General features: G+C 71.1%; 10 protein-coding genes and 1 riboswitch. Of the genes, 5 read left to right on the top strand and 5 right to left on the bottom strand.

Features of this window, described 5'->3' with window-relative positions; translation table 11 throughout:
• Nucleotides 1-26 precede the first annotated feature (26 nt).
• Both TA90_RS09455 and TA90_RS09450 read left to right on the top strand, forming a co-directional pair.
• Complete coding sequence (locus TA90_RS09455; RefSeq protein WP_082031606.1) at nucleotides 27-1,157, top strand: YihY/virulence factor BrkB family protein; 1,131 nt, start codon at nucleotides 27-29, stop codon at nucleotides 1,155-1,157.
• Between the two features lie 69 nt (nucleotides 1,158-1,226).
• The gene (locus tag TA90_RS09450; RefSeq protein ID WP_074015373.1) at nucleotides 1,227-2,117 is read left to right on the top strand and encodes an alpha/beta fold hydrolase; all 891 of its coding nucleotides are present in this window, start codon (nucleotides 1,227-1,229) and stop codon (nucleotides 2,115-2,117) included.
• Here the strand turns inward: TA90_RS09450 and TA90_RS09445 are convergent.
• Nucleotides 2,105-2,941, bottom strand: coding sequence for an exodeoxyribonuclease III (locus TA90_RS09445; protein WP_043535952.1), 837 nt, complete (start codon nucleotides 2,939-2,941; stop codon nucleotides 2,105-2,107). The two genes, TA90_RS09450 and TA90_RS09445, sit on opposite strands and share 13 nt — an antisense overlap.
• Nucleotides 2,942-3,127: 186 nt before the next feature.
• Between TA90_RS09445 and TA90_RS09440 the strand changes: the two genes are divergently transcribed.
• Complete coding sequence (locus TA90_RS09440) at nucleotides 3,128-4,216, top strand: cation diffusion facilitator family transporter (protein WP_082031605.1); 1,089 nt, start codon at nucleotides 3,128-3,130, stop codon at nucleotides 4,214-4,216.
• A gap of 70 nt (nucleotides 4,217-4,286) precedes the next feature.
• Nucleotides 4,287-4,928 carry an NAD(P)H-binding protein gene (locus tag TA90_RS09435; RefSeq protein WP_043535951.1) on the top strand — a complete coding sequence of 214 codons (642 nt, stop codon included), beginning with the start codon at nucleotides 4,287-4,289 and terminating at the stop codon, nucleotides 4,926-4,928.
• A gap of 137 nt (nucleotides 4,929-5,065) precedes the next feature.
• On the opposite strand, the gene TA90_RS09430 is transcribed toward TA90_RS09435, so the two are convergent.
• Both TA90_RS09430 and glyA read right to left on the bottom strand, forming a co-directional pair.
• Nucleotides 5,066-5,959, bottom strand: a complete 894-nt coding sequence (locus TA90_RS09430; protein ID WP_043535950.1) for a bifunctional methylenetetrahydrofolate dehydrogenase/methenyltetrahydrofolate cyclohydrolase — start codon at nucleotides 5,957-5,959, stop codon at nucleotides 5,066-5,068.
• A complete protein-coding gene (glyA, locus tag TA90_RS09425) occupies nucleotides 5,956-7,248 on the bottom strand; it encodes a serine hydroxymethyltransferase (RefSeq protein WP_043535949.1) in 1,293 nt (430 codons plus the stop codon). Before glyA ends, TA90_RS09430 begins: the two co-directional genes overlap by 4 nt.
• A gap of 43 nt (nucleotides 7,249-7,291) precedes the next feature.
• A riboswitch (ZMP/ZTP riboswitch) is annotated at nucleotides 7,292-7,376 on the bottom strand.
• A gap of 250 nt (nucleotides 7,377-7,626) precedes the next feature.
• Between glyA and TA90_RS09420 the strand changes: the two genes are divergently transcribed.
• On the top strand, nucleotides 7,627-9,114 hold the full coding sequence (locus TA90_RS09420) for a sugar transferase (protein WP_052450718.1): 1,488 nt from the start codon (nucleotides 7,627-7,629) through the stop codon (nucleotides 9,112-9,114).
• Nucleotides 9,115-9,197: 83 nt separating this feature from the next.
• Here the strand turns inward: TA90_RS09420 and TA90_RS09415 are convergent, their stop codons facing one another.
• On the bottom strand, nucleotides 9,198-9,644 hold the full coding sequence (locus TA90_RS09415) for an FAD synthase family protein (RefSeq protein ID WP_231550715.1): 447 nt from the start codon (nucleotides 9,642-9,644) through the stop codon (nucleotides 9,198-9,200).
• Nucleotides 9,645-9,858: 214 nt separating this feature from the next.
• Entirely contained in the window at nucleotides 9,859-10,725 is an 867-nt protein-coding gene (gene purU / locus TA90_RS09410; RefSeq protein WP_043535948.1) for a formyltetrahydrofolate deformylase, read from the bottom strand.
• Between the last annotated feature and the right edge of the window lie 97 nt (nucleotides 10,726-10,822).

The following is a 10,822-nucleotide window of genomic DNA, read 5'->3' as shown; positions in this document are numbered from 1 at the left end:
GGCGGCGGTCACGGTAGGTTGGGGAAATGGCACGCACACGTCCTGACCGTACGGACGGAGGCTCAGCGCCCACGCCGTATCCCGCGCAACGTCCACTCGACCTGCCGGGCCTGCGCCAGGCACTGTCCACCCCGGGACTCATGCCGAAGATCCAGGCGGCGACCCTGTGGTGGCAGCGGACGCGCCCGGCACGCGCCCTCGCACGCTACGGTGCGCGCAACGGTGGTCTCCTCTGCTCCGGGATGGCGCTCACGGTCCTGCTCTCACTGACCGCGGCACTGACGGTGGGGTGGACCGTCTTCATGTCGCTGCTGGGATCCAACACCGAGCTGAGGACTGCGGTGGTCGATGCCGTCAACACCGCCCTTCCCGGACTGCTCAGGACACCGACCACCTCCGGAATGGTCGATCCGGACCAGCTGACCACCTCGGGTGTGTGGTCGGTGACCTCGGTGGTCGCCTTCCTGGTGATGGCCTGGTCGGCGATCTCCGCCGTCGGTTCGCTCGGCACCTCGGTGCGGGCCATGTTCGGCCTCGTGGCGGTGCCGGACAACGTGGTCGTGGCCACGGCGCGGAACGTGGCGGGCGCGCTGGGTCTCGCGGCGTCCCTCGTGGTCGGGGCGGGGCTCGGCATCGCGGTCAACGTCTTCGGGGACTGGACCTTCAACACCCTCGGACTGCGGCCAGGCATCGGGGAGGTCCTTCTGGTGGTCGTCGCCTACGTGGCATCCATGTCGGTCAGCGCCGGTGTGATGGTTCTCGTGGTCCGGGTGGTGTCGGGCATCCGGGCGGTCAGACGGGACCTCATCGGCGGCGTGGCGCTGTTCGTCGTGGCCTCCGAGGTGCTGCGCTACCTGGGGACCTCGGCCGTGGGATCCGTGTCCGGACCCCTCCTGACCACGGCGACCTCGCTGGTGACGCTCATCCTGTGGATCAACCTCCAGATGCGCGTGGTCCTCCTCGCGTGCGCGTGGATGGCGAACCCTCCCACGCCCGCGAAGGTCCCGGACGCCCGCTCGGTCCACTACCACGAGCGCCCGAACTACGTGACCCTCAGCGCATCCCGGACACTGGACTGGCCGCACAATGCGATCACCGGCGAGGTCCAACCGGTTCCACTGCCCCCGGTCGGGACGGAGCCCACCACCGGACCGTGACGGTCCGGTGCCGGGGACGCGACGCGGGGAGGGAGCCGGACGCGGGACGGCAGGGGTAGGGTCCGGCGCATGACCACACGTCCGGGACTCCACGACGAACGCCACGGCCACGGCCATCCGCTCCTCGCCCTGCACGGCGCCGGTGTCGACCACCGGCTCATGTCCGGCTTCCTGGAACCTGTGCTCTCACACCACGACGACCTGATCCGTCTCTACCCGGACCTGCCCGGCATGGGGGCCAGCCCGGGGACGGGGGTCTCCTCCTCCCAGGACGTGCTGGACGCCGTGGACGCATACGTCGAGGACGTCATCGGACCGACACCGTTCGCCCTGGTCGGTGAGTCCTTCGGGGGCTACATCGCCCGGGCACTGGCCCGGCGCAGGGCCGGACAGGTCTTCGGCCTCGCCCTCGTGTGCCCCGTCGGCACGGAGGTCCTCGCCCGGGACCGCCACCTCCCCCGCCACGAGGTGCGCCGCAGCGACGACGTCTTCTGGGATGGACTGCGCAACGCCGAGCCCGCGGCAGCCGAGGCCTTCGGTGAGTTGGCCGTCGTCCGCGACGGGCCCACCCACGCCCGCTTCCTCCGGGACGTCGCTCCCGGGCTGGCGGAGGGGGACGCGGATGCCCAGGCGCGCATCGCCGCCGCCTACGAGCTGCCCGTGTCCCCCGAGGACGGGCCGGCGCTGGACGTCCCGACCCTCGTCATCACTGGTCGGCAGGACGCGAGCGTGGGGTACCTCGACCAGTTCGCCCTGCTCGACCACTACCCGCACGCCACGTTCGCGGTCCTCGACACTGCCGGTCACAACGCTCAGATCGAGCGTCCGGGACTCGTGGCCGCCCTCGTCCGGGACTGGCTGGAGCGGGTGGGGGCGGAGGCCGGGTGGAACGCCACCGCCGAAGGCACCACCGGCGGCACCCGCCCCGGTGCCGTCGGCGGGGACCCTCAGAGGTCGTAGTCGATGCTCAGTGGTGCGTGGTCGGAGAAGCGGGCGTCGTAGCTGCCCGCGCGGTCGATGCGGAACCCCGTGGCCCGGCGCGCCAGGTCCGGTGTGGCGTACTGGTAGTCGATGCGCCAGCCCGCGTCGTTGTCGAAGGCCTTCCCCCGCCACGACCACCAGGTGTAGGGGCCCTGCACCTCACCGGCGAGGTCGCGGGTGACGTCGTGCCACCCCTCCCCGACCCAGGACTGCAGGTAGGCGATCTCCTCGTCGAGGACACCCGCGCGCTTGTTGTGGTTCGGCGTCCAGTTCTTGATGTCGGCCCGCGAGCGCACGACGTTGAAGTCGCCTGCGACCAGGGCCTGGCGCCCACCGGGCCCCTCGGCGGCCGCCAGGAGCTGGGCCATGCGGGTCCCGATGCGCGGCAGGTGGGCCATCTTGGCGTCCTGGCGGGGCGTTCCGACCTCGCCCGAGTGGAAGTAGGCGGAGACCACGGTCAGTGGTGTGTCGAGGTCGAGGTCGGCCTCCAGCCAGCGTCCGGAGTCGGAGTCGATCTCCGCGTCGTCGAGCTGGCCTCGCCACGTCGAGATCCCGCTGCGGACGTCCGTCACCTCCCCGGCGTCCCGGCGCACTGCCACGGCCACCCCGGCGCGGCCCTTGATCCGCGAGGGCACCACCGCGACGTCCCAGACGTCCCCGAGGAGTGCCCGCGTCGTGCCCTCGTCGGCGCGCACCTCCTGCATGAGGAGGACGTCGGGGTCCTCGCGCTCGAGCCATTCGCCCAGGCCCCGCCGTGCGGCAGCCCGGATCCCGTTGAGGTTCACCGTCGAGATCGTCGTCATCCCCCCATTGTGCCCGGGAGCGTCCGCAGGTGGGTGACGGGACGCGGCGGACGGGCGCGGACGGACACGGGTGGCGATGACGGGACACGTGCCCCTCCTCGGGCACCGGAGGGATCGACGAGGGCGTGACCCCGGTCTATCGTGGGGCGGAGAAGATACCCCCACAGGGTATTGGGAAGGAGTCTCATGTCCACCGGCGAGGAGACGGAACACCCCGACGGCTGCTGCGGTGCCGAGATCGCGGACGGGGACGGCACGGACGCCGGCGCCCGTGCCGTGGTCCCCCCGGGGGGCAGCGCCCCGCACCCCTCCGGATCCACACGTACCCCCGCCCGCCCGGGGCACGGACACGGCCGCGACCACGACCACGACCACGACCACTCACACGGTCGAGCCTCCACCTCCCGCACACGTCTCGCCTGGGCCCTGGCGATCACCGCCACGGTGCTGGTCGCCGAGTTCACCGGTGCGGTCCTCACGGGGTCCCTGGCCCTGGCGGCGGACGCGGGCCACATGCTCGTGGACTCCTCGGGGCTCGTCGTCGCGCTCGTCGCGGCCCACCTCATGACGCGCCCGCGCGACGACCGCCACACCTGGGGCTGGGCGCGCTCCGAGGTGGTCGCCGCCGCCCTCCAGGCCGGAATGCTCGCCATCATCTGCCTCTTCATCGCCTGGGAGGGCATCCATCGCCTCCTCGAGCCGACACCGGTGGACGCCGGCCCGATGCTGGTGGTCGGTGCCATCGGCCTGGTCGCCAACGTCGCCTCCCTGTTGGTCCTCTCCGGCGGGAGGGGCGAGTCGCTCAACATGCGGGCGGCCTTCCTGGAGGTCAGCACCGACGCCCTCGGTTCGGTGGCCGTCATCGTGGCCGCCCTGGTCACGCTCGGTACCGGCTGGGACCGTGCGGACGCCGTTGCCTCCCTGCTCATCGCCGCCGTGATGGCGCCGCGCGCAGTCCTCCTGCTCCGGCGCTCGGTGAGGATCCTCATGGAGGAGACGCCCGACGCACTCGACCTCGCCGAGGTCCGCGCCCACATGCTCCGGGTCCCCGACGTCGAGGACGTCCACGACCTCCACGCCTCGACGATCGCCACGGGCGTGGTCCAGTTGACCGCACATGTCACGGTGCCGGACGGGACCACGGGCGCACGTCGCCGCGACATCGTCCACGCCCTCCAGGAGTGCGTCGCCACGCACTTCCCCGTCGAGGTCGGCCACTCGACGTTCCAGCTCGACAGCCCCGGACACCGCGACCACGAGGTCCTGCGGCACTGATCCCCTCGTCCCCCTGCCCCACCCGCCCACGGCGTCCACCGTGGAGATGTCCAAAGGAAGGACGGAGACCATGACCAAGGTTCTGGTCCTGGGAGCGGCGGGCCGTATCGCTCGACTGGCCACCCGGGAGTTCCTGACCGACACCGATGCCGACCTCACGCTCGACCTCAGGAACGCGGGGAGGCTGCGGATCACTGATCCCGCGCGGGAGCACGTCGTCGACGGGGACGTCACCGACGCCCCGACACTGCGTGGCGCACTGGAGGGCCAGGACGTCGTCTACGCGAACCTGGCGGGCCGGGACATCGAGGAGCAGGCCCGCGACGTCGTCGCGGCGATGGATTCCGCCGGCGCGCGTCGGCTCATCTGGATCTCGACCCTCGGGATCTACGACGAGGTCCCCGGTGCCTTCGGCCGCTGGAACCACGAGCAGCTCGACGGCGGCTACCTCGAGACCTATGCGGCGGCTGCGGGCGTCATCGAGGCCTCCGACCTCGACTGGACGATCATCCGACCGGCGTGGCTCACCGACACGGACGAGGTCGACTACGAGACCACCCGCAAGGGCGAGCCCTTCCGCGGCACCGAGGTCTCCCGGCGGAGCGTGGCAGACCTGGTCGTCCGCCTGGCCACGGGACGCGTCCCCGGGAGCCGGGAGTCGCTGGGAGTGGACAAGCCCGGGACAGAGGGGGACAGGCCCGCCTGGTACTGACGTCAGGAACGGCCACCGCAGCGTCCACCGGGACCCCGCGGGCCGTGCGGTCCGGGGCTCCGCAGGAACGAGGACGGGCCCGGGGTGCCAGAGACGGCGTGGGCCGGGTCCGTCTGGACCCGGCCCACCCCCGTTGCTCAGGCCAGCCGCTCGGCTGCCTCCACGACATTCATCAGGAGCAGGGCGCGGGTCATGGGACCCACTCCCCCGGGATTCGGGGACAGCCAGGAGGCGACCTCGTCGACCCCGTCGGCGACGTCGCCGTGCAGGCGCGCCCGTCCGCCCTCGTCGACGACCCGCGAGACCCCGACGTCCAGGACGACCGCTCCGGGGCGGACCATGTCGGGCGTCACCAGTCCCGCGGAGCCGGCGGCGGCCACCACCACGTCGGCGCGCCGGACCTTGTCGGCCAGGTCGCGGGTCCCCGTGTGGCACAGGGTCACGGTCGCGTTGACCTCCTTGCGGGTGAGGAGCAGGCCGATGGAGCGACCCACCGTCACCCCGCGTCCCACCACGCACACGTCGGCGCCGGCCAGGTCGATGCCGTGGCGCGTCACGAGCTCGATGACCGCGCGCGGTGTGCAGGGCAGCGGCGAGTCGATCGGACCGGAGCCCCGCAGGACGAGCCGCCCGAGGTTCATCGGGTGCAGGCCGTCGGCGTCCTTGGCCGGATCGATGCGCTCCAACACGGCGTTGGTGTCGATACCGCGGGGCAGGGGAAGCTGGACGATGTACCCGGTGCAGGCGGGGTCCGCGTTGAGGCGGTCGACCGCCGCCTCCACGTCGACCTGGGTGGCCGTGGCGGGGAGGTCGACGCGGATGGACTCGATGCCGACCTCGGCGCAGTCACGGTGCTTGCCCGCCACGTACGTCACGGACCCGGGGTCCTCCCCCACCAGGACGGTGCCGAGACCGGGGACGACGCCCCGGCCACGCAGCACCTGCACCCGTTCGCGCAGCTCGTCCTTGACGGCGGCGGCTGTCGCCTTCCCGTCCAGGACGCGCGCGGGCCCCCGCCAGGGTGCCCTCACTGGTGGAGCCCGGTGTAGAGGGGATGTGCCTCGGTGAGGGCGTGCACGCGGGCGCGCAGGCCTGCGACGTCGACGCCCACGCCTGTGGCCCCCTGCACGAGGGCGGTGGCGATGATGTCGGCGACCTCCTCGAAGTCCTGCGCGTCGAAACCACGGGTGGCCAGGGCGGGCGTCCCGATGCGCAGTCCGGAGGTGACGGCCGGCGGGCGGGGGTCGAAGGGAACGGCATTGCGGTTGACGGTGATGCCGACCTCGTGGAGGAGGTCCTCGGCCTGCTTGCCGTCGAGCGCAGAGTCGACGAGGTCGACGAGCACCAGGTGGACGTCGGTCCCCCCGGTGACCAGCTTGATGCCGGCAGCCGCGGCATCGGGAGCCCCCAGACGATCGGCCAGCTTCTGGGCACCCTCCAGCGTGCGGACCTGGCGGTCGCGGAACTCGTCGGTCTGCGCGACCTTCATCGCGATCGCCTTCGCCGCCACGACGTGCATGAGCGGCCCACCCTGCTGGCCGGGGAACACGGCCGAGTTGAGCTTCTTGCCCCACTGCTCACCACGGGTGGACAGGATCATGCCGGAGCGTGGCCCACCCAGGGTCTTGTGGACGGTGGTGGTCACCACGTCCGCCCAGGGCAGGGGGCTGGGGTGCAGTCCTGCGGCCACGAGACCGGCGAAGTGGGCCATGTCGACCCACAGCGCGGCCCCGACCTCGTCGGCGATGTCGCGGAAGGCCTGGAAGTCGAGGTGACGCGGATACGCGGACCAGCCGGCGATGAGGACCTTGGGTCGCTCGCGCAGCGCGACCTCACGGACCTGCTCCGGCTCGATGCGCTGGGTGTCCCTGTCCACCCCGTAGGCGGTGGCGTGGTAGTTCTTGCCGGAGAAGTTGATGCGCATGCCGTGGGTGAGGTGGCCACCGTGGGCCAGCGAGAGCCCCAGGACGGTGTCGCCCACATCGGCCAGGGCCATGAGCGTCGCAGCGTTGGCCTGTGCTCCGGAGTGGGGCTGGACATTGACGTAGTCGGCGCCGAAGACGGCCTTCGCACGCTCGATCGCCAGAGACTCGGCGACGTCGACGAATTCGCACCCGCCGTAGTAGCGGCGCCCGGGGTAGCCCTCGGCGTACTTGTTCGTCAGGACGGAGCCCTGGGCCTCCAGGACGGCACGCGGGACGAAGTTCTCCGAGGCGATCATCTCCAGCGTGTTGCGCTGGCGGTCGAGCTCGTTGTCCAGGACGGCCTGGATCTCCGGGTCGAGTTCGGCCAGGGACAGGTCATTGAGGGAATCACTCATGGGTTCTCCAGATCAGGTTCGGCAGGGCAGTGCGTCCTGCTGATCCTGGGGCCCAGGCGGGCGGCCCCAGCATCCGATCGATCGCTCCCCGGTGGTCACCCACCTGTTCGCCAGTCACGACACCGACACACTAGCGCAGCGTGGTCACCGGCGTCCCGCGTGTCCCACACCTCGGGTCGCCGGAGAACGGCAGCCGGGGGCCCGGGGGACCAGCGGACACCTCCACCGCACATGTCAACGAGGTCACGCGTCGGGAGGCAGTTCGTCGCATCGTCTGGCGCGTCGGGCCCAATCGTGGCAGAGTGTCCTGAAAACTTTGTTACAAGGTCTGTAACATCTGCACCGGAACAGACCAACCACACAGAGACGGAGACACAGATGTCGTCGATCCTGCGCGTCCCACGAGCGAGCACCCTGCCCGCGGCCCTCCAGCACCTCCTCCGGCCCACGGCACCACGTTTCACCCTCCTCGTCTCACTCACGGACCTCGCAGCGATCCTGTTGGCCATCGGTGCCGGGCACCTCGTCCCGGTCGGCGCCGTCGGCTTCGACGGCACCCGCTCGATCGACCTCGTGCCCCCTCCCGGGGAAGGCCTGATGTCCGTCGGCCTCGTCGGTGCCTGGCTCCTGTGCCTCCTCGCATTCGGGACCTACGGCAGCACGGCCCTCGGCCCCCTGCGGCTCCAGGTCTCACGCGCGACGTGCGCGACCGGGTTGTTCGTCGGCACGCTCGCCTTCGTGACACTGCTCCTGCACATCTCCCTCGACCGTTCGGTCTTCCTCCTCGTGCCCCCCATCGGACTGGCACTGATCCTGCTCGGGCGCCTCGTCTGCCACGCCGTGCTCCTCAACGCACGCGCCTCCGGCCACCTCGCCCGCAGGGCACTCGTCCTGGGTGGTGGGACCCAGTCCACGCTCCTCAGCGAGCAGGTGCGCCGTCACCCGGACCTGGGAGTGGTGCTCGTGGGATCCCTGGAGACGGATGCAGTGCAGGACGACGGGCAGGCGGTCCCGGGCACCGATCCCGCGGCCGTCATCCGTGCGATGGAGGACCTCCGGGCGGACACGCTCGTGGTGTCCATGACGACTCCCGGGCTCGATGCCGAGACCCTGCGCGCCATCCGCTGGGAGCTCGACGCACACGGGAAACGTCTGGCGCTGGCCCCTCCCCTCACAGGTGTCAGCGGCGAACGCATGGTCCTGAGCAGGAGCAACGAGATGGCCCTCCTCCAGGTGGCCGGGCCGACCTTCACGGGGATGAAGTACCTGCTCAAGCGTGGGCTCGACCTGGTGGCGGCCAGCGCCGGGATCCTCCTGCTGACCCCCGTGTGGCTCCTCATCGCGGCCGTGGTGAAGTTCGGGGACGGGGGCGCCGTGATCTTCCGGCAGAACCGCGTGGGCCTCGACGGCCGCGAGTTCCCCATGTTCAAGTTCCGCACGATGGTGCCCGACGCCGAGGCGGTCCTCACCGCCCTCCAGGCGGCGGAACGGGCGGATGCGGGCAACACCGTCATGTTCAAGATGCGCCAGGACCCACGGGTCACCCGGGTGGGGCGCCTCCTGCGCCGTTTCAGCCTGGACGAGCTGCCCCAGCTCTTCAACGTCTGGTTGGGCCACATGAGCCTGGTCGGCCCCCGACCACCCCTGCCCCGTGAAGTCGCGGAGTACGAGGAGATGGTCAACCGGAAGTTCCTCATCCGCCCCGGGATCACCGGCCTGTGGCAGACCAGCGGTCGCTCGAACCTCTCCTGGGAGGAGTCGGTCCGGCTCGACCTGTTCTACGTGGAGAACTGGACACTGCGCCGGGACGTGCTGATCCTCCTGAGGACCGCCCGCGCGGTCGTGTCCCGCGACGGCGCCTTCTGAGGTGCCCGCGCGGCGCCCGTGCGTGACCCCGTGACGGCGCCGAGCGCGACTGGCCGTGTCGGCGTCGTGCGGGGAGGTGGGACTCAGGCGCCGAGTTCCACGACACGGCCCGGCACACCGTCCGACGGGCCCGCAGCCGCGCCGGGCACGGCACCGGACCCCGTGAGGAAGCCACGCAGGATCGTCGAGGACGTGGAGGGGGTGTAGGGGAGGTAGTCGACCCTCGCACCGACCTCGGCGAGCTCAGCCTCCAACCGGTCCCCCTTCGGCGTCCCCTTCCAGTCGTCCCCCTTGAAGAGGACGTCGAAGGGGTGGGCGTGCCAGGCGAGCCGCTTGTCCTGGGAGAAGTCCGTGACGACATCGTCGACGAACCTCAGGCTGGCGATCAGTTCCATGCGCTCGGGTTGGGGGATGACGGGGAGCCTGCCCTTCATGCGCAGGAGCGCCTCATCGGTCGCGACGCCCACGACGAGGCGCCCGCAGCGCTGCCGGGCGGCCCTGAGGATGTTGAGGTGCCCAATGTGGAGCATGTCGAATCCCCCGGGGACGTATCCCACGACAACCGCGTCCGCACCCATTCCGCCTCCGATCCACCTCCCGGGATCCTGGTCCTCCCGGTGGAGCAGATACTACAGGACTTGTAACAGATGGGCCATGGTGACCCCGCAGGACCACCGGTGGGGTGGGGCACCCGGGGGATCCCGGTCGCCCGACCGTGGAACGCGGATCCGGATCCGCCCGGACTCAGCGCGAGAAGACGACCGTCCGGGACCCGTCCAGCAGGACCCGGTGCTCCGAGTGCCAGCGAACGGCCTGGGCGAGGACCCGCCTCTCGACGTCCTGGCCCAGCGCGACCATGTCGGTGGTCGTGTCCGCGTGGGTGACCCGCGTGACGTCCTGCTCGATGATGGGGCCCTCGTCGAGGTCGGGGGTGACGTAGTGGGCGGTCGCGCCGATGAGCTTGACCCCGCGGCTGTGCGCCTGCGCGTAGGGGCGCGCACCCTTGAAGCTGGGGAGGAAGGAGTGGTGGATGTTGATGATGCGCCCCGCCATGCGTGAGCAGACCTTCTCCGAGACGATCTGCATGTAGCGGGCCAGGATCAGGAGCTCCACGTCCTCGGCGCGCACCAGGTCCAGGAGCTCCTCCTCCGCACGCGCCTTCGACTCCTTGGTGACCGGGATCAGCAGGAAGGGCACCCCGTAGAACTGGGCGACGGGCGCCAGGTCCGGGTGGTTGCCGACCACCGCCACGACCTCGATGGGCAGACCCTGGCTGCGCTGGCGGTAGAGGAGGTCGGTGAGGCAGTGCCCCTCCCGCGACACCATGATGACGGTGCGCAGCGGGCGTCCCAGCTCGTCGACGTGCCAGGTCGCCCCGAAGTGCTCGGCGACCTCCTCGATCCCCTCCTCCACCGGGGTCCGTCCGACGGGCGAGTCCACCTCGACGCGCATGAAGAACAGGCCCGAGTCGGGGTCACCGAACTGCTGGGACTGGATGATGTTGCCGCCGATACCGGTCATCACCCCCGACACCGCGTGGACGATGCCGGGCTGGTCGGGGCAGGAGAGGGTGACGACCAGCTTGGTGGAGGTCGCGATGGAGTTCGCCATGGCCACAGGCTAGCCGCGCGGGGAGCCCCACGGCGTCACGGGTCCGGGCGTCGGGACCGGGAGGACGTGGAAGGGGCCGGTCGGGGATCACTCCCCG

Source organism: Actinomyces polynesiensis (assembly GCF_000820725.1).
Lineage (GTDB): Bacteria > Actinomycetota > Actinomycetes > Actinomycetales > Actinomycetaceae > Pauljensenia > Pauljensenia polynesiensis.
The sequence above is the reverse complement of the archived record's forward strand: the minus strand, read 5'-3'. Positions and strand labels throughout refer to the sequence as shown.

What these genes read in the sequence shown, in the direction of transcription:
- TA90_RS09455 (WP_082031606.1), top strand. Translation starts at nt 27, where the DNA reads ATGGCACGCACACGTCCTGACCGTACGGACGGAGGCTCAGCGCCCACG.
- TA90_RS09450 (WP_074015373.1), top strand. Translation starts at nt 1,227, where the DNA reads ATGACCACACGTCCGGGACTCCACGACGAACGCCACGGCCACGGCCAT.
- TA90_RS09445 (WP_043535952.1), bottom strand. Translation starts at nt 2,941, where the DNA reads ATGACGACGATCTCGACGGTGAACCTCAACGGGATCCGGGCTGCCGCA.
- TA90_RS09440 (WP_082031605.1), top strand. Translation starts at nt 3,128, where the DNA reads ATGTCCACCGGCGAGGAGACGGAACACCCCGACGGCTGCTGCGGTGCC.
- TA90_RS09435 (WP_043535951.1), top strand. Translation starts at nt 4,287, where the DNA reads ATGACCAAGGTTCTGGTCCTGGGAGCGGCGGGCCGTATCGCTCGACTG.
- glyA (WP_043535949.1), bottom strand. Translation starts at nt 7,248, where the DNA reads ATGAGTGATTCCCTCAATGACCTGTCCCTGGCCGAACTCGACCCGGAG.
- TA90_RS09420 (WP_052450718.1), top strand. Translation starts at nt 7,627, where the DNA reads ATGTCGTCGATCCTGCGCGTCCCACGAGCGAGCACCCTGCCCGCGGCC.
- TA90_RS09415 (WP_231550715.1), bottom strand. Translation starts at nt 9,644, where the DNA reads ATGCTCCACATTGGGCACCTCAACATCCTCAGGGCCGCCCGGCAGCGC.
- purU (WP_043535948.1), bottom strand. Translation starts at nt 10,725, where the DNA reads ATGGCGAACTCCATCGCGACCTCCACCAAGCTGGTCGTCACCCTCTCC.